The sequence below is a fragment of the Lentzea sp. NPDC051208 genome (assembly GCF_040682435.1).
Classification (GTDB): Bacteria; Actinomycetota; Actinomycetes; order Mycobacteriales; family Pseudonocardiaceae; genus Lentzea; species Lentzea kristufekii.
In genome coordinates this window covers 311,536-337,769 of record NZ_JBFBAW010000002.1, presented here as the reverse complement: position 1 = coordinate 337,769, position 26,234 = coordinate 311,536, and the positions used below count along the sequence as shown (strand labels likewise).

Genomic DNA, 26,234 nt, shown 5'->3' with positions numbered 1-26,234 from the left:
TGCCGCGCCGCCCGGTGCTCCGACGCGTTCGGTTCCAACGCTTGCCTGAGGCGAACCACTGGCAAGATGAGTGCCGTGGACGTGACGACCAGGAACAACGTGACCGTTCTAGGGCGTGATGACGGTCCGGCGGTGCTGCTCGCGCATGGTTTCGGGTGCGACCAGAACCTGTGGCGGCTGATCGTGCCGGCGCTGGCCGAGCGGTTCCGGGTGGTGCTGTTCGACCACATCGGTTCGGGCAGGTCGGACGCCTCGGCGTGGTCGGCCGAGAGGTACTCGGCGCTGGACGGCTACGCCGAGGACGTGCTGGAGATCTGCTCCGCGCTGGACCTGCGCGACGTCGTCCTGGTCGGTCACTCGGTGTCGGCGATGATCGCGGTGCTGGCGGCGAACCGCGAGCCGGACCGGTTCGCGAAGCTGGTGCTGCTGACGCCGTCCCCGTGCTACGTCGACGACGGGGACTACCGGGGCGGGTTCAGCCGGGAGGACATCGACGAGCTGCTGGAGTCGCTCGACTCGAACTACCTCGGCTGGTCGGCGACGATGGCGCCGGTGATCGTGGGCAACCCGGACCGACCCGAGCTCGGCGGCGAGCTGACCGACAGCTTCTGCCGCACCGACCCGATGATCGCCAGGGTGTTCGCCAGGGCGACGTTCCTCTCCGACAACCGCGCCGACCTGCCGAAGGTCGCGGTGCCGACGCTGGTGATCCAGACCGCGCAGGACGCCATCGCGTCGCAGGAGGTCGGCCGGTTCGTGCACGAGCAGATCGCCGGCAGCGAGCTGGTGACGCTGGACGCCACCGGGCACTGTCCGCAGCTGAGTGCTCCGGAGGCCACCGCCGCGGCGATCCTCGGGTTCGCGGGTGCGCGGTGATGTGCCAGGCGGACGACGCCGGTGGTGGCGGAGGCCACGACGAGGACGGCGTCGGCGCGATGTTCTCGGCGCTGCTGGAGGACAGCGCCGAGGACCTGTACGAGAACGCTCCGTGCGGCTACCTCTCCACGTTGATGGACGGCACGATCGCCAAGATCAACGGCACCCTGCTCGGCTGGCTGGGGATCGAGCGCGGCGAGCTGGTCGGCCGGCGGCGGTTCAGCGACCTGCTGACCGTGGGCGGCCGGATGTACTACGAGACGCACATCGGGCCGATGCTGGCGATGCACGGCGAGGCCGGTGGTCTCGCGCTGGAGCTGAAGGCCGCGAACGGGACGCGGCTGCCGGTGATGGCGACGTCGAGGGTGAAGACGGGCGCCGACGGCTCCGCGCAGCTGATCCGCATCACCCTCTTCGACGCGCGCGACCGCCGCGCGTACGAACGCGAGCTGTTGCGGGCACGCCAGGAGTCCGAGGCCGAACGCGACCGGGCGCGGCAGCTCGCCTCGACCCTGCAGCGGACCCTCCTGCCGCCCTCGCTCATGACGGTGCCGGGCATGGAGGTGGCCGCCTACTACCACCCGGCCTCGATCGACGAGGTCGGCGGCGACTTCTACGACCTCTTCCCGCTCACCGGCGACAGCTGGGGGTTCTTCCTCGGCGACGTGTCCGGGAAGGGCGCCGAGGCGGCCGTGGTGACCTCGCTGGCCCGCTACACCCTGCGCTCCGCCGCGGTGTCCAACCCCGAACCGGTCAAGGTGCTGGACAACTTGAACACCGTCCTGCAACAGCAGTACCGCGGCGGGGAAATCCGGTTCTGCACGGTCATCTACGGTTGTCTCGTGCCCGACGACACGGGCTGCGCCATCACCCTGGTCAGCGGCGGACACCCGCCGGCGATCGTGGTCCGAGCCGACGGCACGACGGAGTTCCTGCACACCGACGGCGGCATGCTCGTCGGCGCCATCCCCGAAGCGAAGTTCACCGAGGTCACCGCACACCTCGGCCCGGGCGACACCCTGCTGCTCTACAGCGACGGTCTCACCGAGGCCCGCCCGGTCCACGCCAGCAGGGAGCGGTACAGCGAAGAGGAACTGCTCGACCACCTCGCGGCGTCGGCGGCGACCGGCGCGTCCGAGGTCATCGGTGCGCTGACCGAGCTGCTCACCGGTTTCGGCGACGGCGTGGAGGACGACACGGCTCTGCTCGCCCTGAGCATCCCCCTACCCCGGAACGGGGACTCGTGAGCACCAGGTTCAGCACCACGACCAGAGCCACCCCGACCGGGCTGGTTCTCGCTCTCGTAGGTGAACTCGACTCGTCCACCGCCCCCAAGGCACAGGAAGCCATCCGGCAGCTCACCTTGCGCACCGGTGATCAGCTGATCGTCGACCTGTCCGGACTGGAGTTCTGCGACTCCAGCGGAATCGCCGCCCTCATCGCGGCACGGTCGCTGGCCGGCAGGGCCGGTGCGACGATCGCGCTGGCGGCCGTGCCCCGCCACCTGGGCAAGGTGCTCGGGCTGCTCGGCCTCGCCGACCTGTTCGCCACCCTCCCGACCGCGGAGCACGCCCAGGAACCCGCGACCGAGCACTGACCCCGTCAGGGCGTGGCAGGGCAGGGCACGACGGCCCACACGCACTTGCCCATCGCACGCCGGGCCACGCCCCACTGCTTGGACAGCTTGTCCACCATGATCAGGCCGCGGCCGCGCACCGAACCGGGCGAGGACGGCTGCAACTGGGGCAGCGTGGGCGAAGCGTCCTCGGTGACGATGCTGACGGTGCAGGGCTTGGTCGACCTGCGCAGCTTGAGGCGCGCCGGGAACCGGGCGTGGTCGTACACGTTGGACACCAGCTCCGTGATCACCAGGAGGACGTCGAGCAGATCGTCCTCGTGCAGGTTCTCCAGGACCGACTCGGCCCAGCGCCGGACCTTTCCGGTGTCAGGGCCAGTATCGGTGAGCTCCAGCGTGAGCCACGCATCAGCAGCAGGACCTCCGTTGGCCAAGACATGGCTCCGTTCTGCCGGCATCACCTGGACGGGGTACCTCGCCCGCACCGATCAAAACGCCCGTTGGGCAACGGTGCGTCACAACACCGGTGCTGCGAGCGAGCCGATCGGACTTCGTGTAGCGACCTCGGCGATTCTCGCTGACCATGACTACGAGGGGGCCGGACGGAGGAGGGCTGCCAGGGTGGAGAGCGCGGCACCAGCGAGCCGGCCGCTCGATCTCGTCAGGCCCATGCTCGCCACACCGGGCAGCGTGCCGCAGGACGAGGGCTGGGCCGTCGAGTTCAAATGGGACGGCTACCGGGGCGTCGCGCACTGCCAGGGCGGCACCGTCCAGCTGATCAGCCGCAACGACCTCGACTTCATGCAGCGCTTCCCGGAGCTGGAGGTCCTGCCCGATCTGCTGCACCACCGGACCGCCGTGCTCGACGGTGAGATCGTGGCCCTGGACCAGGAAGGACGGCCGAACTTCGGCCTGCTCCAGCAGCGCAACAAGCCCGCCCCCGGCGTGCGGGAGCTGCGCCCGAGGCGGCCGCGCATCGCCTACTTCGTCTTCGACCTGCTGCACCTGGACGGGCGGTCGCTGGTGTCGACGCCGTACGACGTGCGGCGCGCGATGCTCGCCGACCTGGGCCTGCCCGGTGACCACGCGGTGCAGGTGCCCCCGACGTTCATGAGCACCGATCCGGCGGACGTCCTGCACGTGGCGAGTCAGTACGGGTTCGAGGGGATCGTCTCGAAGCGCGTCAAGTCCCGGTACGAACCGGGCCGCCGGTCACCCGCGTGGGTGAAAACGCCGTTCCGGTACACCCAGGAGGTCGTGATCGGAGGGTGGCGCGTCGGGCAGGGCAACCGCGCGGGCAGGCTCGGATCGCTCCTCCTCGGCGCCCACGACGGCCAGGGCGGCCTGGTGTACGTCGGCCACGTCGGCACCGGCTTCAGCCAGACCGTGCTCGCCGATCTGCAGCGAGAGCTGGAGAAGCGGGAGCGGCGCACCAGCCCGTTCGCCGTCGAGGTGCCGCGCGAGCACGCCCGCGACGCCCGCTGGGTCGAGCCGGAGCTGGTGGGTGAGGTCGAGTATCGACAGTGGACATCGGACGGTCGGCTGCGGCATCCGGCCTGGCGCGGAATGCGTCCTGACCGGGATCCGTCCAGCGTGAGACTTCCTCCGCAGGAGTGACGCTGGCGGCGCCTGCGCCGACCGTCCAGACATACGCGGACCCGCTCGGCACGAGGGGCTCGTCGTGCCGAGCGGGTCCGCTCGCATGGCCAGCACGCCGGCGTCGACCCGGTCACCGCGCAGGTGCAGCAGCCCGTGGGCGCCCTTCCCCGGCTGGCCGGTCGTCACCGAGGAGGCGGCGGGGACGAGGATCCGGGAGCGGGCGACGGCGGCACCGCGGCCGGGGGAGGCGTCGCGGGCGACGGCGGCACCGCGGGCGACGGCGGCACCGCGGCCGGGGGAGGCACCGCTGCCTCCGGCCGCGGTGCCGTCGTGACAGGGGCAGGAGGCGCGATGCTCCCGTCACCGCGCAGGAAGCGTTCCTCGACCTGCGGCAGGGGCTTCTCCGGCAGGTCGGCGTGCACCTTCGTCATCGTGTCGAACCAGGTCGCCGCGGGCACGGTGCCGCCGTAGATGTTGCCCTCGGGGCACAGCTGCGGCGGTCCGGCGCTGATGCAGATGCCCTTCGGCGAGGTGCTGTCGTTGAACACCTGGACGGCGGCGGCGTAGTCGGGCGTGGCTCCCATGTACGCCGCGGACTTGTACTCCTCGGTCGTCCCGGTCTTGCCCATCATCGGACGCTTCCAGTCCACCTTGCGCGCTGCCGCCGCCGCGGTGCCCATGCCTTTGCTGTCCTCGCTGAGACCGACGGCGAGCGCGTTCGCGAGAGGTTCGGGCACCGCCTGCTCGCACGGAGGTCGTTTCAGTTCAACGGGTTTGCCGTCCCGGTCGAGGACCCGCCGGATCGGAGTGGGCTTGCACCACGTGCCCCCGCTCATGATCGTCGCGGCCACGTTCGCGAGTTCGAGGGTGCTCGACGGTGCGGGACCCAGGGTGAAGGAGGCGTTGCCGTTGCCCGCGTAGAACTGAGCCTGGCTCACCCGCAGGTCCTTGGGGCCGTTCGGATCCGGCTGCACTCCGGCGATGTTCGTGGACATCGTCTTGCGCATGCCGAGCCGGGACGCCATGTCCACCACCGCTTGCAGGCCCGTCTTCTCCTCCAGGATCACGAACGCCGTGTTGGGGGACGTCGCAAGCGCTTGCCGCAGCGGCATCTGCGGCGGGTAGCGGTCGTTGTGGTTGGACAGGCAGTACCAGTAGGTGTTCGGTTCACCCGTGGCGGGACAGGAGGCGGCTCCACCCTTGAACACCTTCGAGGTGTAGGTGTTGGGGGAGGCAACCACCGTGTCGATGCCGAATCCCTTCTCCAGGGCGGCGGCCGCGGTGAAGACCTTGTACACCGAGCCCGTGCCGAACTTGTTCTCCACACCGCTCGGCAGGTCGAACTGCGTCTGGAACTCCTCCTTCTTCAGGCCGTAGTCGCGGTTGGCCACCAGCGCCACGACCTCGTGCGCGTCCTTTCCCGGTCGCACGACGGCCATGGTGTTCGCCACGCCGGGGGTGTTCTTCGGCGCCTGCGCCTCGACCGCCTGCTTCGCGTGCTCGGTGATCTTCGGGTCCAGGGTCGTCTCCACCCGGTAGCCGCCGATCTTCAGCTCCTCCAGGTTGAAGCCGGACTCGGTCAGGTACTCCACCAGGAACGAGCAGAAGAACCCGTACGACGGTCCTGCGCCGACGCATCCGGTCTGCAAGGGACGGACGGGCTCCTGCAGGCCGAGCGGGGCGTTCTTGTGCCGGTCCGCCTCCTCCTTGGACACCTTGCCGTCGGTCAGCATCGCGTCGATCACGAGGTTCCTGCGTTCCACCGCCTTGTCCGGCCGTGCTTCCGGGTCCAGCGCGGTCGGGCTGTTCACCATGCCCGCGAGCGTCGCGGCCTGGGGGATGGTCAGCTTGTCCGGTGTGGTGTCGAAGTAGGCCTGCGCGGCGGCGGCGACACCGAAGATCGTCGAACCGAACGGCACGAGGTCGAGGTACCGCGCGAGGATCTCGTCCTTGCTCAGCGCCGTTTCGATGCCCACCGCGATGCGCGCCTCCCGCAGCTTGCGGGTGATGCTCTGTTCCTGGGCCGCGCGCTGCGCGTTCTTGTCCGTGCGGCCCAGCACGTGCACCAGATAGTTCTTCACGTACTGCTGGGTCAGCGTGGACGCTCCCTGCTCGACCGACCCGCTCGCGTTGTTGCGGGCCGCGGCACGCAGGCTGGCCAGCCAGTCGACGCCGTGGTGGTCGTAGAAGCGGCGGTCCTCGATCGCGAACAACGCGTCCTTCATGTGCGGGGAGATCTTGTCCGGCGGCGTGCGCACCCGGTACTGGTCGTACAGATGCGCGATCGCCGTCCCGTCCTTGTCCGTCACCGTCGTCATCAGTGGTGGGTCGGAGTTCAGCATCTCGGCCAATGTGGACTGCACCTGGTCGCTGAGCTTGTTGGACAACGCTCCCAGCGTCGCGGTGGCGGGGAAGAGGAGGCCGGCGACCAGTGCGCCGGCGAGCAGGCAGAGCCCGGCGAGCTTGGCGGTACAGCGCGCGATTCCCTTGCGATCCACGGCCAGACTCCCCTCATTGAATGCGGCTTCCGGCGGTTACCCGGTACATCGCTGGTCAGGCGCCCACATCGAATGAACCCCAGTCGGGGAATTCGTCACCCAGCGTGCTGGATCACGAATGCGGTCACCCTCTCGTGCCAACAAATGCGTGTCCGGTTTTTCCGTTCTGGCCACGGGTAGCTGGCCTTCAGGAACATTCACGCAAGGGGAGGAAACCAATGCAGTCGCAACCAAGTGCACGCTCTCGTGCTGTTCGCACCGCTGCGATCGCGTTGGTCGCGAGCCTGCTGAGTCCCGTGCACGTCCACGCGTCCGAAGGCTCGGACGACCACTCGGCCGGCTCGCAGATCGCGAAGCACGAAGGCACCGGCGAAATGCCCATGACACCACCAGACCTAGGCGTCGACAACGTGGGGCGGGTGGACGGCATCGACGTCAGCAGCCACCAGGGCGACGTCGACTGGGGACACTGGTGGCGCGCGGGCAAGCGGTTCGTCTACATCAAGGCGACCGAGGGAACCAACTACCGCAATCCCAAGTTCACTCAGCAGTACAACGGTTCCGCGGCCGTCGGCATGATCCGGGGCTCGTACCACTTCGCGCTGCCGAACCGTTCCGACGGCGCGACGCAGGCGCGGTTCTTCGTGCAGAACGGCGGCGGCTGGTCGCGGGACGGGCGAACCCTTCCGGGCACCCTCGACATCGAGTACAACCCGTACGGCGGCGACACCTGCTACGGCCTGAGCCCTGCCGCGATGGTGAACTGGATCCGCAGCTTCAGCGACACCTACCACGCACTGACCAAGCGCTGGCCGGTGATCTACACGTCCACGCAGTGGTGGGACAAGTGCACAGGACGCAGCGGCGACTTCAGTTCCACCAACCCGTTGTGGCTCGCCAGGTACGCGGCGTCGGTCGGCCCCATGCCCTACAAGTGGCCGTTCCACACGATCTGGCAGTACACCTCGTCGCCGATCGACCAGAACGTCTTCAACGGGGGCGCGGACCGGCTCGCCGCCCTGGCGTCGGGATGACCGATGCCCGCCCCGGTCCGCAGGTCTGAACTCCTCCTGCTCGTCTTCCTCGGCGTGGTGTTCGCGGTGTCGTCGACCGTGGTCGTGGCCTCCGTGACGCACATCGAGAAGATCGGCCTGACCATCGACGGTCTGGAGGACGGCGCGGTGCTGAGCGCGTCCGCCTTGCACCACGTCCGCATCAGCACGGGTCACCCGGACACCCTGAAGCGGGTGGAGGTTCTCGTGGACGACACCATGATCGCGACAGGCCGTGACGGAGACCGGCTGACCCTGGAGGGCTTCACCCCGACCGAGGGAGACCATGCGCTGACAGCGCGTGTCCGCAGCACCACACCGTTGATCATGGATGCAGTCGTGGACCACGAGTTCACGGTGGACAACACCGCGTCGACGCCTCCATGAGGGCCGTCCGTTGTGGACTCCTGGGTGTCACTCGATGCGGTCGACTCCGGCGGACGACGATGAGTCGCGCGGCCGTGCGGGTACCAGTCGACTGACCGATCGGCTGATGCCCAGGAGGACGACATGAAGACCAGGACGACCGCACTGGCCGCGCTGTTCGCCGCGATCCCGCTGGTGCTCGCTCCCGCGGCCGCGAACGCGATCGCGTGCTACGGCGACTTCAGCGACACGGTCGGCACGCTGACCAAGATCACACGCGAGGAGTTCCTGTCCCGTGTCTGCCAGGCGCAACTCGAACCTGGAACAGACCGGCGGGACGTCCAGGAGCTCAAGGACGTCGTGCTCCCGAAGGCGGTCTCCGGTCTGGGCAGCATGGAGATGATCTACCGCCAGGGCAAGCCCGCACTCGACGCCGTCGTCGAGAAGTGCTACTCACCGGGCGACTACTGCAACCCCGACGCCGTCGGGCGCGCCACCCGGTGCATGAAGGACGAACTGCCGGACGCCGCCATGAACGCGCTGGGGCCCGAGTCGCTGGCGGCGAGCTGTGAGGGGCTGAAGGCCGCGGCGGCGACCGACCCGCAGGCGCTGCGCGAGAGGGCCCGCGCCGCGGCCGAGTCCTACATCGGTTTCCTGCGGAGCCGGTAGAACTGAACAAACGACGTGTAGGCGCGCCGGAGCACCCGGCGCGCCTACACGTCGCTCCGCTGATCGGCGACCGCCCGCGCGAGCTCAGCCGCGCGGTGCAGGGCATCGGCGCACAACGCCATGCGCCCCAACGACTCCACCTCGTCCGACAGGTCGTCCGCATCGGTGACGGAGTCCAGCTTCGTGTCCGCGAGCGCGCGCACGATCGAGACCGTCGCCGTGGCCATCCGCTGCGTGAGGGCGGCGATCGCGAGCATCACGTTCTCGGCCTGGCCGGGGCTGACCGGGTCCTGCTGCTCGACGTCAGGAAATCGTCCGGGGCCGGTGTCCCAGGTCGAGGACGCCGAGCAGAGCGCGTCGACGAACGGTTGCCAGGCCACGTCCGGCTCGATGACGGATTCGTGTTCGTTCACGGGACACCTCCGGTCAGGTCTACACCGAGTACCCATGCCGATGACGGTCCGTGAGGAATTCACTAGACAGGGTGCTTACTGGTCAGCGATGTCTGGCAGGCCGGTACACGGGTACCAGCCAGGTACCACGAAAACCGCCCACGTTCAGGAAAGGACACGGGCATGGCTATGGACGATCTCCTGAACGAGGGTGCCAGGAACTTCCGCACCCGGTGGCTCGGCTACGACCGGACCCAGGTCGACGAGGAGTACGCCCGGCTGGAGGCGCAACTCGAACTGGCCTGCACCGACCGCGACGCCGCCCTCGAAACGGCCGAGGACCTCGCCCGTCATCTGGAGGAGGCGCGGTCGGAGCTCGCCGAGTACCACACGTTGCACGCCGGGCACAGCAAGGACAACGCCGTCTCCGGGTGCATCCGCTACCTGCTGCACGTGGCCAGGCGCAAGGCGGACGAGATCGAAGCCGAGGCCCGCGTTCGCGCCGAGGACGCCGTGCAGCGCGCGGAGGAGGCCGCGAGCCGCCAGGCGACCCTGCTGGACGAGGCCGAGCAGGAGAGCCAGCGCAGGCTGGCCGAGGCGAGCAGGCGTGCCCAGGAGATCGTCGGTGAGGCGTTGGAGCGGTCCCGCGTCATGCTCGCCGAGCTGGCCGAGCGGCAGCGGCTGCTGGACCAGTGGTACGCCGAGGTCTCCGCCGCCGTGCCGGACATGCCGTCGCCGAGGAGCCCCGAGCCAGCACTGACCCAGCCCGCGCTGGCCGAGACGGCGCTGACCGAGCCGGCGCTCTCCACCGGCGAGCACGCGCTGACCGAGACCACGCTCGCCGCCGCCGAGCCCGCGCTGGCCGAGTCGCTCTCCACCGGCGAGCACGCACTGGCCGAGACGACGCCCTCCACCGCCGACACACCGAGCGTGACGCGATGACCGCGCTCGCCAACGAGTCCGTGCGCATCACGGCGACCTGCGTGCTGGTGGACGTGCGCGACTCGGGCGCCACGGGCGTTCGATGGGCCGCCGCGTGTGCCGAGGCGCTCGGTGTCGGCCTGGTCGTGCACGCGGGCCCCAGGAACGACCCCACGCACGCCGCCGTCGCGGCACTGCTCGCCGAGCACCCCGATCTCACCATCCACATCGAACACTCCGAGTGCACCCCCGGCCGCTGGGAAGGCGGCCTGGTGGTCATCTCCCGGGCCCGTGCCCTGGCCGTGCCGCCGCTCGCGGGCCGCGATCTTCGTGATGTCGTCGTCGTGGGCGGCTCTCCCGCCGCGGTCGCCTGCCGCTTCGGCGTGGTCACGGCCGTCCTCGACGCGGTGGGGGGCGAGGGCGTCCTGCAACGGGCGACGGCCTTCTGCCGTGCACGGGGAGCCACCCGTCTTCGCGTGCTGACGCGTCCGTACCTCGACGCCGCCGACGCGCTCGACGCCGCCGCCGACCTCGTCCACGCCGCCTGTCCCGACGTCATCGTCGAACTGGTGCGCGAGATCAGGTCGGTCCAGGAGGAGACGCGACTGTTCCCGAGCGACCTGCTCGTGGTGTCCGGTCGCGAGCGCGGTGCCGCGGAGGGCCTGCAGCCCGCCGCGAGGGCGGCGTTGCACCACGCGCCGTGTCCTGTGCTGTTCAGCTGCTCGTGATGGGGGAGTGACCTCGTGACCGTCGGAAGAATCGTCATGTACGTCTTCGCCGCGATGCTGGCCGGGGTGACGATCGGAATGCTGGAGAGCCTGCCGCCGGACACGCCCGCACACCAGGAAGTGGCGCAGCCGCAGGTTCCGGTCATCGCCACGAGCATCTCGGTGCGGCCGGGACCCTCGTCGTCCGCGCCTTCCTCTTCGGCGCCGCCTTCGCAGCCGTCGTCGTCCACCACGACGCCACTGGCGCTGACCGGCAGGGACGTGGTTCGCCCCGGCCCCGAACTCCCTCCGGGAGTCGCGGTGCGCGACCAGGGCGAAGGGTGGTGGCGCACCGTCCCGGGCACGACCGCGCAGGTCGGCACCGGACGGGTGCGCACCTACTCCGTCGAGGTCGAACAGGGCGTCGTGGTGCCGCAGGCCCAGCTCCCGTTCGCCAAGGCCGTGGACGCGGCCCTCGCCGACCCGCGGGGCTGGACCGCGTCGGGCGACGTCGCCTTCCGCCGCGTCGACGTCGAGGAGCCGGACGTGCGAATCCGGCTCACCGCGAAGGAGACCGCCCGCGCCATCTGCGGGTTCGACATCCCCTACGACACTTCCTGCTACATCAACGGTGTGGTGTACGTGAGTGCGCCGCGGTGGTTCCGGGGAGCCCAGTCGTTCGCGGGTGACCTGGAGGGGTACCGGAAGTACCTCGTCAACCACGAGATCGGGCACTTCCTCGGCCACCGGCACGAGCCGTGCCCCGTGGACGGCGCCCCCGCACCCGTGATGATGCAGCAGACCTTCTCGGTGTCGAACGACGCGCTCGCCGAGATCACCGCCACCGCGCCCCAGGGGCTGGCGGTGGTCCGGGACGGCAAGACCTGCGTGGCGAACCCGTGGCCCAACCCGGGGGTGACCAGGTGAAGATCGCGATGGTCTCGTTGCACGCCAACCCGCTGACCGCGCTGCGCGACCGGGACGCGACCGGACAGCGCCTGTACGTCGCCGAGCTCTCCGAGGCGTTGCACCAGCAGGGACACGACCTGACGATCTACACCCGCCGGGCGGACGCGCGTCTGCCGGAGCGGACGCGGATCGGCAGCGGGTTCGAGGTGGTGCACGTGCCCGCCGGGCCCGCCCGGCAGCTCGGCCAGGACGACGTCGTCCCGCACATCGGCGAGTTCGCGCGGTCGCTCCAGGAGCACTGGGCCGCCGACGTTCCGGACCTCGTCCACGCGCACCACTGGACCTCCGGCTTCGCGGCGGTGGTCAGCACGCGCCACAACGGGATTCCCGTCGTGCAGAGCTACCACGCGCTCCGGGGAGGCGACTCCGCGGCGCGCGAGCGGGTGGTCGGCCGCGAGGCGGCGTGCGTGATCGCCACGTCGGGCCACGAAGCGAACGAGCTGGCCGGGCTGGGGGTGCGCCGGTCCAAGATCTCGACCGTTCCCTGGGGCGTGGACCTGCACAAGTTCACGCCGAACGGCCCCACCGCGTCGCGCCGCGGGATGTCGCGCATCCTCACGGTCGGAGGCCTCGCCCCGCACGACGGTGTCGACGACCTGATCAGCGCCCTCGCCGCGGTGGGCTGGACCGAGCTGGTGGTCGCCGGTGGTCCGAGCCGCTCACGGCCGGCACCGGACGCGAACCTCCGGCGGCTGCGGGAGTTGGCGGACCGGCTGGGCGTAGCGCACCGCGTCACGTTCCTCGGACGTGTGCCGCACGCGGAAATGGCCCCTCTCCTGCGTTCCGCGGACGTGGTGGTGTGCCCGCAGTGGCAGGAGCCGTTCGGAATCGCGCCGATCGAGGCCATGGCGTGCGGGGTTCCGGTGGTGGCGACGGCGGTGGGCGGCCTGGTCGAGACCGTGGTGCACGGCGTGACCGGTCTGCACGTCCCGCCTCGGGAGCCCGCCACGCTGGCGCGGGCGTTGCGCTCACTTCTGGCGAACGACGTCCGGCGCCAGGAGATGAGCTTCGCGGCGGAGGACCGTGCGCGCGTCCGGTACGCCTGGCAACGGATTGCGCTCGAGATGGGCCGGATCTACCAGCGCGTGGCCGCGCCGGTCGCCGCCGGAGAGGAAGCGATCGTCGCAGCGCGGTGACGGGCTAGGCACCGCCGTCGCCGTCACGCAGGGAACGGACCATGCTCCGCAGGATCCGGAGCGCGGCTGCCTGGTCGGCCTCGGTGAGGCCGGCCAGCATCCTGACCTCGACGGCCCGGACCGCCGCGGTCGCCTTCTCGAGGCTGCGTCGTCCGCGAGGGGTGAGCCGCGTGGGAAGGACCTTCCCGACGGGCGCCTCCGCGGGCCTGCTCACGTGGCCCTCGCGTTCCAGGTTCTGCAGCAGCACGTTCATCGACTGCCGTGTCACGAACGTGCCCCGCGCGAGCTCGGAGTTCGACAAGCCCGGCCGCTGGGCCAGCAGTTCGAGGCAGGCGTAGTGCGTCACGCTCATCCCGAGCGGCCGCAGCACCTCCTCCATGGCCGTGCGGAGCACGCTCGACGCCTCTTTCAGCAGGTAGCCGAGCGACGTCTCCAGGTCGACGCCGGTGCCGTCTTGACTCATGTCAGTATTCTGACATAGCGTGATGCGTGTCAGGATACTGACACGTAAAGAAGGAGCATCATGCCTGCCACCGGCCCCGACTTCCTCTCGTTCCAAGCGCGCGACCTCGACGCCTCACAGGCGTTCTACGAGCAGTACCTCGGTCTCGTCCGCTCGCCGGCCGGGCCTCCGCACGCCGTCGTCTTCGAGACGAAGCCCATCGCGTTCGCGCTCCGCGAGGTCGTTCCCGGCACCGACCTAGCCTCCGTCGCCCAGCCCGGCATCGGCGCCGCGATCTGGTTCCACGCCACCGGCGTCCAGGCCGTTCACGACGCCCTCGCCGCCGACGGCCACACCATCGTCTCCGCGCCGGTCGACGGCCCCTTCGGCCGGACGTTCACCTTCGCCGACCCCGACGGCTACCAGGTCACCCTCCACGACCGCGCCTGACGGCTAGAGCGGCGTGGTCGCCGCCTTCGCGCGAAGTTGTCGTCGGTCAGCAGCAGATCGGGAGTTCCGCCTCTCCGTCTTGAACCGATCACGGCGCAGCACCGGGCTGGGGAGATGGGTGGCGTCGGCGATGCCGGAGAGCTGCTCGCGCGCACAGGCCGTGCTGCTCGTGCGGGGTGTCCACCCGAGCTCCTCGCGGGCCCGGCTGGTGTCGATCAGCGGTGACCTGGTGCCGACGTCGAACCACCCCGGTGACATGTGCAGCACGCGCGCCCGCCACAGAAGGCGGACCATCGCGCGCATGACACCGGTGGGCACGGGCAGCGGTCGCCCGCCCGCCGCGGCGGCGAGGTCGTGCGTGGTCAGCGTGTCCGCCGCGATGTTGAACGGCCCGCGTGCGCGGGTGCGCAGGATCCGGACGATGGCGTCCCCGACGTCGTCGGAGTGCACGAGCTGCACCTTCAGCTGGGAAGGCAGCGGGACCAGCGGGATCTTGCCGCGGCGCAGCAACGAGAAGAGCTGCCGCGGGACCAGCGGGTCGAAGAACAACGCCAGGAAACTCGCCGAGGCGGCGGCCTGTGCCACCAGCGTCGGGCGGATCGTGGCGACCGCGATGTCCGGGTTGTCCTCGGCGAAGCGGGCGACCAGCGCCTCGGCCTCGGCCTTGCCCTCACCGTAGGCGGAGCCGGGAACGCCCGAGGTGGCGGCCTGTTCGGTCACGGGTGCCGCCGACGTGGGCGCGTAGGCCGAGATCGACGAGCAGTGGACGATCTGTGGGACGCCGGCGCGCCGGGCCGCGCTCAGCACCGCGGAGGTGCCCTTGAAGTTCGTGCGCTGCATCCGCGCCCCGTCGCGGACGGGCTGGAACATCCAGGCGAGGTGGACCACGGCGTCGACGTCGCGCAGGACCTCGTCGAGGACGTCCGGCGCGTCGTCGGCCGCCAGGTCGCACGACTGCCACCTCACCGAGTCGTAGGGCGGGACCGCCTCCGGAGGGCGACGGCAGACGCCGACCACCTCGTGCTCGGAGCTGTCGGCGGCCAGGGCACGGAGCAGGCCGGTGCCGACGTTTCCCGACGCTCCGGTGATCACGATCTTCACCATCGACCTCATTCCGCACTGGGGCACTGATTCTGTTGCGTGTACCCGCGTGCAGAGCCTGTATGCGCGAGCGCCCCGTGCGGTTCCGGGTCGTTCGCGCCGTCGAGAACGGCTATCGCCCAGAACGGCTCTTTCCACGAACCGACGTCACGGGGCACCGCGACGAAGCGCTCGCCGCTGTCGTCCGGTTCGCCGTCGGAAGGTCCTTGTGCCAGGCGGCGGAGGTTCGCGCCGACCGCGCTGTAGAACCTGTGCTGGGCGCGCCTGCCGAAGAAGGACCAGCCCATGCGGATGAGCGGGTGCGTGCGGGGGTTGACCTGGTTGTAGCTGTTGACCTCCAGCGTGACCGCTCCGGAACGGAGGTCCTTGACGACGCGGTAGTCGACCCGGCCCCGTTCCAGGTGGCCCTGCAGCGTCTCGTAGCTCCATCCCCAGGAGTAGCGCACGCCGTCCTCGTCGAACCCGGCCTCGGTGATCCGCACACCCATGGCGAACCTCGCGAAGGCGAACCTGCCCACCAGCAGCAGATCCCTCCCGACGAGCTCGTCCTCCCGCGCGTAGTGGGCGCGCAGCAGGCGACCGGGCGTGAACGCGTAGGCGGCCACCTCCCGATGCGCGCGCCACCAGACGGAGTCCTTCTCGGGACGTCCCGGCGGGTCGGTGCCCAGGAAGAACCGGTGGTGATCGAAGTGCCAGGTGGACGCGCGGATCTCGTCCACGTCGTAGTTGACCACCCTGTCCCGCAGCCGCGACACGGCTTCGGGAACCGCCAGGTTCTTCGCCCGGATGATGCGCATTGGCGCGGATACCCGCCGCTGCCCGATCGATGCCCTCATCGCTCCCGGTGCAGCACCAGGTGCTCGTGGTAGAGGATTCCGTCGCGGACGTCACCCGTCGCGGTGAACCCGAGGTCGTCGAAGTAGTCGATGTGGTCGCCGTCGACGGTGTACCGGCCGTTGTAGGCGCGTTTGCGGCCGTCGCGTTCTTCCTCGTAGCGACCGTGGGGCAGGAGCTCCTGGCGGATGCGGCCGTCCGCGGTGACCCACATGCCGATGTGGGGGTGTGGTGCGGTGCCGGACATGGTCTTCCCCTTTCGTGCATCTGCGGAGTGCTCAGGACGAGTGCGCGGCTTTGAGGATCCGGTCGCGTGAGGCCCGGACGTCCTGTCCGAGCGCGGGCACGTCGACGTCCAGGACGGCGCCGTCCCACTTGCGGACCTGGCCCGCGATGAACACCGCGCGGATGTTGCGGGGGTCGGAGCCGAGGACGAGCGTGCCGATCGGGTCGTTGAGCGGCATGTTGTTGAGGTCTTCGGCGTGCACGAGCAGCAGGTCCGCCTGCTTGCCGGGGGTGACGGAGCCGGTGACGCCGCCGAGGCCGATGCTCCTGGCGCCCTGCAGGGTGGCGAAGTCGAGCACGTCGTGGACGCCGATCCGGGCGGGCGTGGCGGTGGTGCCGTAGGCGGCGTTCACGGCCCGCATCCGCTGGATGGCGTGCAGGGCGCGCATCTGCGTGAACATGTCGCTGGCCAGAGCGACTTCGACGTCGATGCTCAGACCGGGGCGGATGCCGGCGGCGAGCGCCTCGTCGATGGCGGGCACGGCCGTTTCCAGCCCGATCTGCGCTTCGGAGGTGGGCGCCAGGGAGACCGCGGCGCCGGTGTCGGCCATGGCCTGCCAGGCCGCGGCCGTGAGGCCGGTGCAGTGGATCAGCGAGACGTCCGGACCGAGGATTCCCTCCTCCGCCCAGCGCAGCACGGCCGCGGAGGACGAGGTGCCGAACACGGCGTCGACGCTGACGCCGATGTCGAGGTCGCGCGCGAGCCGGGCGAGACGCGGGCCGTAGGCGAGGTCGGGCCCGGCGATCTCGTCGGTGGCCAGCGTGGCGAGGCGCAGGGTGACGAGGCTGTCGCGCGAGGAGAAGTAGGTGTCCTTCAACCGCGTGAGGTCGGCCGGCCACTGGCCTTCCCACTCGCCGAAGTGCGGTCGCATCGAGGCGTGCACGCCGCGGATGCCGGTGTCGATCAACGCCTGGACGGCGGCGTCGGAGTGGGCGGGCGTGCGGGAGTTGTGGGAGAAGTCGAGCATCGTGGTGATGCCGCTGTCGATCGCGGTCAGCGCGGCCAGTTTCGTCCCGACGTACATGTCGTCGGGCTGGTAGGCCGGGGCGATGCCGGCCAGCGTGGACATCACGTACTCGCCGAGGTCGTTGACGTCGGGCATGATCCGGCGCAGTTGCGCCTCCCAGGCGTGCCGGTGGGTGTCGACGAAGCCGGGAGCAACGATGTAGCCCGTGGCGTCGATGACGATGGCGTCGCCGACGGGCAGTTCGGCGGCGACGGCGGCGATCGTGTCGCCCTCGATGAGCACGTCGCCTTGCGGCAGGGTGCCGAGTGCGGGGTCCATGGTGACGACGGTGGCGCCGCTGAGCAGGACGCGGCGTCGCGGGTCTGAGCCGTGCCGGCGCAGCAGTTCGAGCGTGGTGGTCATGGTCGTTCCTGCTTTCTGGTGGTCAGGCCGGGACGACGTCCTCGTGGGCGGTGGCGGCGGACTTGTCCCGCCACGGCGCCAGGTCCTGCTCGATCCGGGCGAGCTTGACCTGCAGCCGGTCGAGGGTGTCGGGGCCCAGGTAGAGGTGCGTCGGCAGGCTGGCGCCGCTCGTGACCTCGTGGATCAGTGCGGCACCCTTGACCGGGTCGCCGAGCTGGGTGTGGTTGGCCGTGCCGGCCCACTCGAGGGTCACGTGCGCGGGAGTGCCGTCGTAGTCCGGAATCCGCTGCGCCGCGAGCGACAGGGAGCTGGCGTCGAGGAAGTCCGTGCGCAGCACACCGGGCTCGACGACCATGGACTGGATCCCGAACGGCGCCATCTCGGCGGACAATGCCTCGCTGATCCCGGCCACGGCGAACTTCGAGGCGCTGTACAGGCTCACGCCCGGTTCGCCCTCGAAACCCGACCGGGATCCGATGTGGACGAGCTTGCCGGATCCCTGGCGGCGCATCACGGGCAGCACCGCGCGGGTCATGGCGATCAGGCCGAAGACGTTGAGGTCGAACAGGGACCGCGCCTCGGCGTCGGTGATCTCCTCCAGCGCGCCGAGCAGACCGCGGCCCGCGTTGTTGACCAGCACGTCGATCCCGCCGAAGCGGTCGGTGGCGGCCTGCACGGCGCCGGAGACGGTCTGCGCGTCGGTGACGTCCAGCGCGACGACCAACGTGTTCGCCGCAGTCTTCAGGTCGTCCGGCACGCGGTCCGGGTTGCGCGCGCCGACCACGACTTCGTCGCCGCCGCGCAGAGCGGCTCGGGCGATCTCGGCGCCCAGGCCGCGGGAGGCTCCGGTGATGAACCAGGTGGACATGACGATCTCGTTCCTTCCGGCTGTTCTGCCTGTGCGGCGGGCGTTTCCCGCCGCTGACAGATACGAGTTTGTCCACCTGGGACAGCCGGAAGAAGGCCGCGGGTTTCCTGGGAGAAACGCACCCACCCAGGCTTCGGGCCTAGACGCGCCGAGCCTCCGCGGAACGCAAGGCGTCGGCGTGGGCGCGCAGACGCCTGAACGCCTCCACCGCAGGGGAAGCCGGCTCGGCCTGGTAGACGATCAACTGCTGGTGCGGAGCGCCGCTGACGGTGAACGCGGAGAACTGGATCTCCAGGTCACCCACCAGCGCGTGGTGCAGCTGCTTGGTCTCCTGGGTCTTGGGCTTCACGTCGTGCCGGGCCCACAGCCCGGCGAACTCCTGGCTGCGGGCGGACAGGTCGGCGACGACCTCGGCGATGCGCGCGTTCTCGGGATCGTGGCCGTACGCGGCACGGATCTCGGCGACGCAGGAGTGCGCCGCGCGGTCCCACTCCCGGTAGAACGCACGCCCGGCGGGATCCAGGAACACCATGCGGGCCAGGTTGTCGGCGGGGGTGAAGGCGTCGTGCAGCGCGTCGGCCATCGTGTTGGACGCCATGACGTCCAGCGCGGGACCGACGACGAACGCGGGGGAGTCGGACCAGCTGTCCATGAGCCGCCGCAGCTGGGCGCTGACCGGGATGCTCCCGGTGCGGCGCCACGTCCTCGCCTCCGCCGGCTGGACCAGGAGCCACAGGTACTCGGTGGCCGCGGCGTCGAGCTGCAACGCCCGCGCCACCGCCTCCACCACCTGTGCCGACGGACTGGACTCGCGGCCCTGCTCCAGGCGCATGTAGTAGTCGCTGCTCACCCCGGCGAGGATGGCGACCTCCTCGCGGCGCAGGCCTTGCACGCGACGACGGCCGTGCTCGGGCAACCCGACGTCCTGCGGTGTGAGCGCCGCACGCCGGGCACGGAGGAAGTCGCCGAGAGGTGTGCCGGTCATGACGGCAGACTCAACCTGTGCGGCGGTCTCCCGTCAACCGCGGCCATCCTGGGTGAGACGCACCCAGGCTGAACCCTCGTCCGTTCCCTAGCCTCGACCTCATGAACGGTGAGCGGAACACGGCGCTGGGCGCCTTCCTGCGCACCCGCCGTGCTTTGGTCCAGCCCGAGCAGGCGGGGCTCAGGACCGCGGGCCGCCGCAGGGTTCCCGGACTGCGCCGCGACGAGGTCGCGTTGCTGACAGGACTGAGCGCGGGCTACTACGCCAGGCTGGAACAGGGGCACGAGCGACCGACCCACCAGACCGTGGAAAGCCTGAAGCGAGCCCTGTGCCTGGACGAGACCGCCGCCGCCGAGCTGCACCGCCTGGCCCGCCCGGCCCCACGCCGGCGGACCCGCGACCGCGTCAGCCCGCACCTGTTGCAGCTGCTGAACGACTGGACCACGGCGCCCGCCTACGTCCTCGGCCGTTTCAACGACGTCCTGGCGCGCAACGCCCTCGCCACCGCACTGCATAGCCGCTTCGTCCACGGCGACAACCTGCACCGCATGATCTTCCTCGACCCCGCGGCACCCGAGTTCTTCCTCGACTGGACCGCCACGGCCCGTGCGGCCGTCCTCGACCTGCGCCGCGACGCCGATCACGCCGCCGACGAGCGCGGACTGCGAGAGCTGGTCGGCGAACTCTCCCTCGCCAGCCCGCGGTTCCGCCGGCTCTGGGCCGAGCCCGAGCCACGCGGCCGGATCACGCACGGCACGCACTTCTTCCACCCCGACGTCGGCGAGCTGGAGCTGCGCACGGAGATCTTCCCGATCACCAGCGCGCCCGGCCGGCGGCTGGTCGCCCAGCCGGCCGAACCGCGCTCCCGCTCCGCCGACGCCCTGGTGTTGCTGAGCACGCTGGCCGCCTGACCAGCGCGCTCAGCACTTCCGGTCAGGTGGTCTCGCCGACGACGACCTTCACCGTGGAGTACTTGCGCCGGAGTTCCTTGAACGGCTGGTACTCCGGCGAGTCCCAGAACTCCTGGACCGCGGCCTTGCTCTCGAACTCGTGGATCACGAGCGTCGGCGGAGCCCAGTCACCTTCGAGCACCAGGGCGCCGCCGTCGATCAGGACGTTGCGCGCGCCCGCCTTCTCGATCAACGGCGTCACACCGTCGACGTACTGCTGGAAACCGGCCGGATCAGCGACGTTCAGGTCGATCACGACATATGCGGCCATGTCGGCGTCTCCTTCGACTGCGTTGATTGCTCGCGTTCAACGCTAAGGACGCAGGGTGGTCTTTCCAATGCGAGAGACGACCAGTTTCATACTCGATCAGACCGCCGTGCACGTCGTACTATGGGGTGATGGACGTCTTCAGCGACGTGATCTCCACCGTTCGCGCGGGCCGTGCCAAGTTCACGAGGTCCCGCCTGAGCGGCCGGTGGGGGTACGCGTTCGGGCCTTACCCGGGAGCCGGCTTCCACGTCGTCCTCGAGGGCAACTGCTGGCTGATCCCGCCGACCGGTTCTCCCATCGCTCTGGGCGCGGGCGACGTGGTGTTCCTGCCGCACGGCGCGGTGCACGGCATGAGCGACAGTCCGGACAGGACGATCACCGAGCTGCCCCTGGCACCGGAGGCGGGCCCGCCGGACCACGAGCCCGCGCCGGGTCAGGCGCAGTTGCTGTGCGGGGCCTACCGGCTCGATCGCGGGCAGGCCCACCCGTTCCTGCGGACCCTGCCCGAAGTCGTCCACCTCCCCGCCCGGCTCGGTGACCACTCGGCCCTGCGCAGCGCGGTGGACCTCCTCGGCGCGGACCTGATCGAAGCCCGCCCCGGCGCCGCCGCCGCGGTACCCGCCCTGATGGACCTGCTGCTGGTCTACCTGCTGCGAGCCTGGCTGGAAGAGGAGGCGACGCGCCACGGCCCCCGCGGAGGCTGGTGCGTGGCGCTCACCGAGCCCGCGATCGCCACCGCGTTGCAGCACATGCACCGCGCACCGGAACACCCGTGGACGGTCCAGGAACTGGCCGCCGGGGTGGGGATGTCGAAGACGGCCTTCGCCCGCAGGTTCACCTCGCTCGTCGGGCAGTCCCCGATGGCCTACCTGACCTGGTGGCGCCTGAGCACCGGCGCGCGAATGCTGCGCGACGGCCAGGCCCCGCTGGCCGCGATCGCCCGCACCGTCGGCTACACCTCGGAGTTCGCCTTCTCCAACGCCTTCAAGCGGGAGTTCGGCACGGCGCCCGGCAAGTTCCGCCGCCAGCAGCACGGGGAAGGTGGGTGAAGTGGTGGCAGACCACCTGGTGCGGTCGTGGCGGGACGAGATCACCCGGCTCGATCCGCGACTGCGGAAGCTGGTGATCGTCGCCGACCACGGCGACTTCTGGCACGTCTCGTTCGAGCTGGGGGAGGAGTACCGCGAGGCCATCTCGGGTGACTTGGGAACGTTCGCGTTCCCGGACGAGATGGGGTATTTCGACGACGACGTGGCCGCAGCCGACGTGCCGCAGCGGATAGTCCAGCTGTTCTCGGTCCCGCCCTCGACAGCCGACCGCTTGTGACCGAGGCCACTGGAGCCGCTGCGCGGTAGCGGACGAACCGTGTCCTCTTCACCGGTGAAGGTAACGCCTGCTCACGGCACCAGGCCGTTGCCATCCAAGGAAAGTGGACATGTCTGCACTCAGCACGTTGAATTCGATCAACTGGATCGTCTTGCCGGCCGTCGCCGACGCGGTGGCGTTCTGATGAGGACGCGCATGCTCGGACGCACCGGCATCGAGGTGAGCGCGTACTGCCTGGGCACGATGATGTTCGGTCAGGTGGGAAACCCCGATCACGACGACTGCGTGCGGATCATCCACCGCGCACTGGACGCCGGGATCAACTTCGTCGACACCGCCGACGTCTACTCCTACGGCGAGACCGAGGAAATCGTCGGCAAGGCGCTGCGCGGCAGGCGCGACGACGTGGTGCTCGCGACGAAGGTCAACGGCGTGATGGGCAAGGGCCACAACAGGTCCGGCAGCTCACGGCGCTGGATCCTCGCCGAGGTGGAGCACTCGCTGCGCCGCCTGCGCACCGACCACATTGACCTCTACCAGGTGCACCACCCGGATCCGCGCACGGACGTCGAGGAGACGCTGTCGGCGCTGACCGATCTGGTCAGGGCGGGCAAGGTCCGCGCCATCGGCTGTTCCAACCTGCCCGCGGCGGAGATCGTCGAGGCGCACTGGGCATCGGAACGCCGTGGGCTGGAGCGGTTCCGCACCGAGCAGCCGCACTACTCGATCCTGAACCGGGGCGTCGAGCGCGACGTGCTGCCCGTGTGCGAGCGGTACGGCATGGGCACGCTGGTCTGGAGCCCGCTGGCGGGAGGACTGCTCACCGGCCGCTACCGCAAGGGCCGCCCGTCGGACGGTCACCCCGCCCGCATGCGCTGGCTGCCAGAGCACATGACCGACGACCACAAGCTCGACGCCGTGGAACAGCTGATCGCGGTAGCCGAGCAGGCCGGAATGTCGTTGACGCACATGGCAATGGCGTTCACGGTCGCGCATCCCGCTGTCACCTCGGCGATCATCGGACCGCGCACCGAGGCACACCTCGACGACCTGATCGCCGGGGCGGGCATCGTGCTGGACGACGACGTGCTCGACCGGATCGACGAGATCGTGCCGCCCGGCACCGACGTCGGCGCACTCGACATCGCCTACGTCCCACCGGCCGTGGCGAACCCGGCGTTGCGGCGCCGCCCGTCCGACGAGCGCGCCGCCGTGTGATCGCCGTGTCCTGCCGTTCTGAGCCTGAGGCGCAGACCTGGGCTTGTCCTCAATTGGTTCACGTCGACGCACTAAGCCGCAGCTGCGCCCGCACCGCGTCAACGCCGAGCATCGAGGCGGTCTCGCCGTCGCAGTCGGGTTCGAACCGGTCCGCAACACCGTTGTGGGTTGCCCAGCCTGAGGTCTTGGCTCGGAGCGGCACCCCCACTTGATCACCGAGCCGGACCAGCGCCGATGCCGACTGACTCTTTGGGTTGGCGGTCGTCCAACACGCGTGGCGCGGCAGAGGTGATCCCACCAGGAGAACCCAGGTGGAACAGGGCTGACCCAGCCGCCTGGGTCAGGTGCTCGCGTGAGCCGCCGCAGCCCGCCGCCGCGCCAGCAGGGCGTCCAGCGACCAACGGCCAGGCCCGACGACCAGCAGGAACAGCAAGCCCAGAAGCATCGCCCAGTCCGTGCGCGACTCGTGTGCCATGTCCCACAGGCCATCCGCCTTCGGCTTGTCGGCCGAGCCACCCCACAGAATCGGGACCTTCGTCAACGCCAGTGCCAGCACCATGTTGACCAGCATCGGCAGCGCGGCCAGACGAGTGAGCAGGCCTACCAGCAACAAAGCTCCGCAGACCGTCTCGGCCACGGCCGACAGCCCGCCGAAGAACTCCGGCGCCGGGATCCCGATCCTGGCGAACCGCCCGGCGGCCTGCTCGTCCGGATACAGGAACTTGCCGATGCCTTCGGACAGGAACACGGCCCCCACTGCAAGCCGCACCAGGATCGCCGCCGGAGGTCCGTCGGCCTTCAGCAGCCCGACTGTCTGGTTCATCGGGAGTCACCCCTTGAACACGCCGATCACGCCCGTCGATGCCGGACGACGGTATCGCGTCCCGATGTCGGATTGCGACGGCCGAGCAGCGGCGCCTCGTTCGTCGGCATGGAGCAGGTCGCCGCACTCTCCGGACAGAGGGGCGATTCGCGGGCCAGGGCATGCCGTGGTTCCGGCCGTCTCAGAAGGTGGGGCAGTACTCGCCAGGGGGACAGTTGTCCAACACCGACGCGACCAAGGTCAGCAGCTCCCACGCGAACGGCCCGAGGAACAGCAGTGCGACGAGGATCAGCGCGTAGATCGGGATCATCACAACGGCCGTGAGGACGGTCTCCGGGGGCCAAGGGCCCGACCGGAACCCCTTGGTCCGCAAGGCGATACCGCCCACGAGCACGGCAAGGCCGACGAAGGTCCAGGCCAGTGCGGGAGCGAGCGTGACCGATGCCCAGGCCAGAGCGGTGTACGCCCAACCGAACTCGAGGTGTTCGGAGAGCCAGGACCCGTCCAGCCTCGCACCGCAGCCGGCCAGGAGGCCGAACACCGCGGCGGCGATCATCGACAGGATCAGGGCGGGCCGGCCCGAGGAAGGCCATTCGGTGGCGCGGGCAGGTGGTGTCTGAGCCATGGGACACCTCGCAGTGGATGCTCCGTTTCAGAGTATGTCTATACTCCGAAACGGAGTACGCGACAAGGCGGCGGAGGCGTATTTGCCTGGCAGGACCAAGAAACTCACCTCGGTGTCCTACGGCATCCTGGGTCTGCTCGGGCTGCGTCCGCACACCCCCTACGAGCTGGCGCAGCAGTTCAGGCGCAGCGGCACGTTCTGGGCGACGGCCGAGAGCGTGGTCTACAACGAGCCCAAGGCGCTGGTGGCCCACGGCCTGGCCTCAGCGGCCGCCGAGACCAGCGGCGGGCGCCGCCGCACCCGTTATTCCATCACCCCGGCCGGGCGTGCGGAGCTGCGTCGCTGGCTGGCCGACCCCGCCGCCGAACCGCAGTTCCAGTTCGACGCGATGATGAAGATCCTGTTCTCCGACCTCGGCGACAAGGACGACCTGCTCGGCGCCATCGAGGCGATGCGTGCCTGGGCCGATCGAACCCAGGCGGGCGCGGCCACGATCACGCACGACCACGCGACCGGCGACGAGCCCTACCCCGGCCGGGCGCACATCGTCGGCCTGACCCAGGCATACCGGGTCGGGCTGGCGCAGATGACCCGGCAGTGGGCGGACTGGGCCGAACAGCAGGTCCGGTGCTGGCCCGACACCCACAGCGGCCCGGACCCCACCGACCTGCTGGCCCGGCTCGGTGCCGGTCAGACCCCCTGGTAGCGCGGCGGACCCCACCTTCCACCGCGTGACCCGGCGCAGGTCACGTCCGGACGCACGTCGCACTCACTCCGAATACGATGCTGTCGGCGCTCGGCAGCGGGTCGGCGCGGAGCGAGGGGGTTCGTGCGTGCCTGAGCCGGGAAGCGAGGCGGCGGCGGACGCCGTCGCCGCGACCGTGCCGACGCCGGCCGCCGCACGAGGCGGCCCCGTCAGCCATGCCATCTTCCGGCTCGCCCGCATCCACCGCATGGTGGCCGGTCAGCTGTTGCGGCGCATCGGGCTGCACCCGAACCAGGAGCTGCTGATGATGCAGCTCTGGGACATGGGACCGCAGAGCCAGTCCGATCTGGTCGTCGCCCTCGACTCGGACTCGGCGACGATGACCAGGATGATCCAGCGGCTGGAGCGGGCCGGGTTCGTCCGGCGCGGCCGCAGCGAGTCCGACCGGCGGGTCGTGGTCGTCGAGCCGACGGCGGCGAGCCAGGCCCTGCGCCAGGAGGTCGAGCTGACCTGGCGCAGGCTCGAGGAGATGACGCTGCGCGGGCTGGACGACGACGAACGGGCCGAGGCGCGCCAGGTGCTCGAGCGGCTGGAGAAGAACCTCGGCCGGATCCGGGCCGAGGACGTCGGTCCGCGGTGAACGCGAAGTCGTCCCGCTCAGCGCGGCGGGCCGAGGACGACCTGGCCGAACTCGTCGGCCGCCGCGGCCATCAACTCCCGTGACAGCTCGAAACCGTCCGGCCTCGGGGTGGACCTGTCCCGTCCGGCCTTCCGGAACATGCCCTCGATGCCGCCGGGAGTGGCGATCATCAGCAGGTCGGCGCGCTCCGAGGTGATGCGGTAGCCGTGGGGCACGTTGCGCGGCAGGTAGATGATGCCGCCCTCCTCCAGTTCCACCGCCTCCTCGTCACCCGACCAGACCAGGGCGGTGCCGGAGATCAACAGGAAGACCTCGTCCTCCCTGGTGTGCAGGTGGAACGGCGGCGCTTCCCCTTTCTCCACCGCGAAACGGCCGACGGTGAGCTGTCCCTCGGTGGCCGCGCTGTCGAGGAGGACGGAGAACGTGCTGCCGTCGATCCACTCCAGCTTCTGCTGCTGCTCGGGCTGTGCCAGGTACGTGATGCTCATCGATCTGCTCTCCTCATCCGACGCGACACCTGTTCGAACAGGTAAATAGGTCCTCCTGTTCCTTCATCGCGACGGGGGTGACAGGTGTCAC

At 70.1% G+C, this 26,234-nt stretch carries 32 protein-coding genes; 18 read left to right on the top strand and 14 right to left on the bottom strand.

All coding sequences use genetic code 11. The features are described 5' to 3' along the window. Positions 1 to 75: 75 nt before the first annotated feature. The 3 genes from AB0M48_RS05945 to AB0M48_RS05935 are packed head-to-tail and all read left to right on the top strand — an operon-like array spanning position 76 to position 2,473. Entirely contained in the window at positions 76 to 876 is an 801-nt protein-coding gene (locus AB0M48_RS05945) for an alpha/beta hydrolase (protein WP_363836624.1), read from the top strand. Continuing rightward, positions 876 to 2,123, top strand: coding sequence for a SpoIIE family protein phosphatase (locus tag AB0M48_RS05940; RefSeq protein ID WP_363836236.1), 1,248 nt, complete (start codon positions 876 to 878; stop codon positions 2,121 to 2,123). The genes AB0M48_RS05945 and AB0M48_RS05940 overlap by 1 nt, the downstream gene beginning before the upstream one ends. After that, the gene (locus AB0M48_RS05935) at positions 2,120 to 2,473 is read left to right on the top strand and encodes an STAS domain-containing protein (protein ID WP_363836235.1); all 354 of its coding nucleotides are present in this window, start codon (positions 2,120 to 2,122) and stop codon (positions 2,471 to 2,473) included. Before AB0M48_RS05940 ends, AB0M48_RS05935 begins: the two co-directional genes overlap by 4 nt. Positions 2,474 to 2,478: 5 nt before the next feature. Here AB0M48_RS05935 and AB0M48_RS05930 read toward each other — a convergent pair whose 3' ends face one another. Further along, complete coding sequence (locus tag AB0M48_RS05930) at positions 2,479 to 2,886, bottom strand: ATP-binding protein (RefSeq protein WP_363836234.1); 408 nt, start codon at positions 2,884 to 2,886, stop codon at positions 2,479 to 2,481. Positions 2,887 to 3,121: 235 nt separating this feature from the next. Between AB0M48_RS05930 and ligD the strand changes: the two genes are divergently transcribed. Continuing rightward, positions 3,122 to 4,069, top strand: coding sequence for a non-homologous end-joining DNA ligase (gene ligD, locus AB0M48_RS05925; protein WP_363836233.1), 948 nt, complete (start codon positions 3,122 to 3,124; stop codon positions 4,067 to 4,069). A 164-nt stretch (positions 4,070 to 4,233) separates the two neighbouring features. Here the strand turns inward: ligD and AB0M48_RS05920 are convergent, their stop codons facing one another. Beyond that, a complete protein-coding gene (locus AB0M48_RS05920; RefSeq protein WP_363836232.1) occupies positions 4,234 to 6,549 on the bottom strand; it encodes a transglycosylase domain-containing protein in 2,316 nt (771 codons plus the stop codon). Positions 6,550 to 6,845: 296 nt separating this feature from the next. Between AB0M48_RS05920 and AB0M48_RS05915 the strand changes: the two genes are divergently transcribed. The 3 genes from AB0M48_RS05915 (at position 6,846) to AB0M48_RS05905 (ending at position 8,636) form a co-directional block, all read left to right on the top strand. Further along, positions 6,846 to 7,583: a lysozyme gene (locus AB0M48_RS05915; protein WP_363836231.1), complete on the top strand. Its 738-nt coding sequence runs from the start codon at positions 6,846 to 6,848 to the stop codon at positions 7,581 to 7,583. Positions 7,584 to 7,586: 3 nt separating this feature from the next. Next, positions 7,587 to 7,988, top strand: a complete 402-nt coding sequence (locus AB0M48_RS05910) for a hypothetical protein (RefSeq protein WP_363836230.1) — start codon at positions 7,587 to 7,589, stop codon at positions 7,986 to 7,988. 123 nt (positions 7,989 to 8,111) lie between these two features. Continuing rightward, on the top strand, positions 8,112 to 8,636 hold the full coding sequence (locus tag AB0M48_RS05905) for a hypothetical protein (protein ID WP_363836229.1): 525 nt from the start codon (positions 8,112 to 8,114) through the stop codon (positions 8,634 to 8,636). A gap of 44 nt (positions 8,637 to 8,680) precedes the next feature. Here the strand turns inward: AB0M48_RS05905 and AB0M48_RS05900 are convergent, their stop codons facing one another. After that, the gene (locus AB0M48_RS05900) at positions 8,681 to 9,049 is read right to left on the bottom strand and encodes a hypothetical protein (RefSeq protein ID WP_363836228.1); all 369 of its coding nucleotides are present in this window, start codon (positions 9,047 to 9,049) and stop codon (positions 8,681 to 8,683) included. Between the two features lie 162 nt (positions 9,050 to 9,211). Between AB0M48_RS05900 and AB0M48_RS05895 the strand changes: the two genes are divergently transcribed. The 4 genes from AB0M48_RS05895 to AB0M48_RS05880 are packed head-to-tail and all read left to right on the top strand — an operon-like array spanning position 9,212 to position 12,761. Beyond that, complete coding sequence (locus AB0M48_RS05895; protein WP_363836227.1) at positions 9,212 to 9,970, top strand: hypothetical protein; 759 nt, start codon at positions 9,212 to 9,214, stop codon at positions 9,968 to 9,970. Beyond that, positions 9,967 to 10,677 (top strand): hypothetical protein, encoded by a 711-nt coding sequence (locus AB0M48_RS05890; protein ID WP_363836226.1) that lies wholly within the window; start codon positions 9,967 to 9,969, stop codon positions 10,675 to 10,677. The genes AB0M48_RS05895 and AB0M48_RS05890 overlap by 4 nt, the downstream gene beginning before the upstream one ends. 15 nt (positions 10,678 to 10,692) lie before the next feature. Continuing rightward, positions 10,693 to 11,583 carry a DUF3152 domain-containing protein gene (locus AB0M48_RS05885; protein WP_363836225.1) on the top strand — a complete coding sequence of 297 codons (891 nt, stop codon included), beginning with the start codon at positions 10,693 to 10,695 and terminating at the stop codon, positions 11,581 to 11,583. Next, positions 11,580 to 12,761, top strand: coding sequence for a glycosyltransferase (locus AB0M48_RS05880; protein WP_363836224.1), 1,182 nt, complete (start codon positions 11,580 to 11,582; stop codon positions 12,759 to 12,761). Before AB0M48_RS05885 ends, AB0M48_RS05880 begins: the two co-directional genes overlap by 4 nt. Positions 12,762 to 12,765: 4 nt before the next feature. Here the strand turns inward: AB0M48_RS05880 and AB0M48_RS05875 are convergent, their stop codons facing one another. Then, a complete protein-coding gene (locus AB0M48_RS05875) occupies positions 12,766 to 13,224 on the bottom strand; it encodes a MarR family transcriptional regulator (protein ID WP_363836223.1) in 459 nt (152 codons plus the stop codon). A 60-nt stretch (positions 13,225 to 13,284) separates the two neighbouring features. Here AB0M48_RS05875 and AB0M48_RS05870 point away from each other — a divergent pair, with 60 nt between their 5' ends. Then, positions 13,285 to 13,653: a VOC family protein gene (locus tag AB0M48_RS05870; protein ID WP_363836222.1), complete on the top strand. Its 369-nt coding sequence runs from the start codon at positions 13,285 to 13,287 to the stop codon at positions 13,651 to 13,653. Positions 13,654 to 13,656: 3 nt separating this feature from the next. Here AB0M48_RS05870 and AB0M48_RS05865 read toward each other — a convergent pair whose 3' ends face one another. The 6 genes from AB0M48_RS05865 to AB0M48_RS05840 all read right to left on the bottom strand — a co-directional run bounded on the left by AB0M48_RS05865 (position 13,657) and on the right by AB0M48_RS05840 (position 19,096). After that, positions 13,657 to 14,757 (bottom strand): NAD-dependent epimerase/dehydratase family protein, encoded by a 1,101-nt coding sequence (locus AB0M48_RS05865; protein WP_363836221.1) that lies wholly within the window; start codon positions 14,755 to 14,757, stop codon positions 13,657 to 13,659. A gap of 5 nt (positions 14,758 to 14,762) precedes the next feature. Beyond that, positions 14,763 to 15,551 (bottom strand): DUF1990 family protein, encoded by a 789-nt coding sequence (locus AB0M48_RS05860; RefSeq protein WP_363836220.1) that lies wholly within the window; start codon positions 15,549 to 15,551, stop codon positions 14,763 to 14,765. Between the two features lie 35 nt (positions 15,552 to 15,586). Continuing rightward, entirely contained in the window at positions 15,587 to 15,835 is a 249-nt protein-coding gene (locus AB0M48_RS05855) for an Atu4866 domain-containing protein (RefSeq protein ID WP_363836219.1), read from the bottom strand. Between the two features lie 31 nt (positions 15,836 to 15,866). Further along, positions 15,867 to 17,243 (bottom strand): amidohydrolase family protein, encoded by a 1,377-nt coding sequence (locus AB0M48_RS05850; RefSeq protein WP_363836218.1) that lies wholly within the window; start codon positions 17,241 to 17,243, stop codon positions 15,867 to 15,869. A 22-nt stretch (positions 17,244 to 17,265) separates the two neighbouring features. After that, positions 17,266 to 18,111 (bottom strand): SDR family NAD(P)-dependent oxidoreductase, encoded by an 846-nt coding sequence (locus AB0M48_RS05845; protein WP_363836217.1) that lies wholly within the window; start codon positions 18,109 to 18,111, stop codon positions 17,266 to 17,268. A 139-nt stretch (positions 18,112 to 18,250) separates the two neighbouring features. Continuing rightward, positions 18,251 to 19,096 carry a helix-turn-helix transcriptional regulator gene (locus tag AB0M48_RS05840; protein WP_363836216.1) on the bottom strand — a complete coding sequence of 282 codons (846 nt, stop codon included), beginning with the start codon at positions 19,094 to 19,096 and terminating at the stop codon, positions 18,251 to 18,253. A gap of 101 nt (positions 19,097 to 19,197) precedes the next feature. On the opposite strand from AB0M48_RS05840, the gene AB0M48_RS05835 reads away from it, so the two are divergent. Continuing rightward, positions 19,198 to 20,007: a helix-turn-helix transcriptional regulator gene (locus AB0M48_RS05835; protein WP_363836214.1), complete on the top strand. Its 810-nt coding sequence runs from the start codon at positions 19,198 to 19,200 to the stop codon at positions 20,005 to 20,007. A 22-nt stretch (positions 20,008 to 20,029) separates the two neighbouring features. Here the strand turns inward: AB0M48_RS05835 and AB0M48_RS05830 are convergent, their stop codons facing one another. Further along, entirely contained in the window at positions 20,030 to 20,317 is a 288-nt protein-coding gene (locus AB0M48_RS05830) for a DUF1330 domain-containing protein (RefSeq protein ID WP_363836213.1), read from the bottom strand. 128 nt (positions 20,318 to 20,445) lie between these two features. Here AB0M48_RS05830 and AB0M48_RS05825 point away from each other — a divergent pair, with 128 nt between their 5' ends. From AB0M48_RS05825 to AB0M48_RS05815, 3 genes are all read left to right on the top strand, one after another. Next, positions 20,446 to 21,366, top strand: coding sequence for an AraC family transcriptional regulator (locus AB0M48_RS05825; protein WP_363836211.1), 921 nt, complete (start codon positions 20,446 to 20,448; stop codon positions 21,364 to 21,366). A 1-nt stretch (position 21,367) separates the two neighbouring features. Next, positions 21,368 to 21,643: a hypothetical protein gene (locus tag AB0M48_RS05820; protein WP_363836210.1), complete on the top strand. Its 276-nt coding sequence runs from the start codon at positions 21,368 to 21,370 to the stop codon at positions 21,641 to 21,643. A gap of 183 nt (positions 21,644 to 21,826) precedes the next feature. Continuing rightward, positions 21,827 to 22,861 carry an aldo/keto reductase gene (locus AB0M48_RS05815; RefSeq protein ID WP_363836209.1) on the top strand — a complete coding sequence of 345 codons (1,035 nt, stop codon included), beginning with the start codon at positions 21,827 to 21,829 and terminating at the stop codon, positions 22,859 to 22,861. A gap of 340 nt (positions 22,862 to 23,201) precedes the next feature. Here the strand turns inward: AB0M48_RS05815 and AB0M48_RS05810 are convergent, their stop codons facing one another. Together AB0M48_RS05810 and AB0M48_RS05805 are read right to left on the bottom strand one after the other, a co-directional pair. Then, positions 23,202 to 23,684, bottom strand: a complete 483-nt coding sequence (locus AB0M48_RS05810) for a DoxX family protein (protein WP_363836208.1) — start codon at positions 23,682 to 23,684, stop codon at positions 23,202 to 23,204. Between the two features lie 181 nt (positions 23,685 to 23,865). Beyond that, entirely contained in the window at positions 23,866 to 24,309 is a 444-nt protein-coding gene (locus AB0M48_RS05805) for a hypothetical protein (RefSeq protein ID WP_363836207.1), read from the bottom strand. 34 nt (positions 24,310 to 24,343) lie between these two features. Here AB0M48_RS05805 and AB0M48_RS05800 point away from each other — a divergent pair, with 34 nt between their 5' ends. Further along, entirely contained in the window at positions 24,344 to 25,015 is a 672-nt protein-coding gene (locus AB0M48_RS05800) for a helix-turn-helix transcriptional regulator (protein WP_363836206.1), read from the top strand. A gap of 127 nt (positions 25,016 to 25,142) precedes the next feature. Next, positions 25,143 to 25,655 (top strand): MarR family transcriptional regulator, encoded by a 513-nt coding sequence (locus AB0M48_RS05795; RefSeq protein WP_363836205.1) that lies wholly within the window; start codon positions 25,143 to 25,145, stop codon positions 25,653 to 25,655. Positions 25,656 to 25,672: 17 nt separating this feature from the next. On the opposite strand, the gene AB0M48_RS05790 is transcribed toward AB0M48_RS05795, so the two are convergent. Continuing rightward, entirely contained in the window at positions 25,673 to 26,143 is a 471-nt protein-coding gene (locus AB0M48_RS05790) for a cupin domain-containing protein (RefSeq protein WP_363836203.1), read from the bottom strand. Positions 26,144 to 26,234 lie beyond the last annotated feature (91 nt).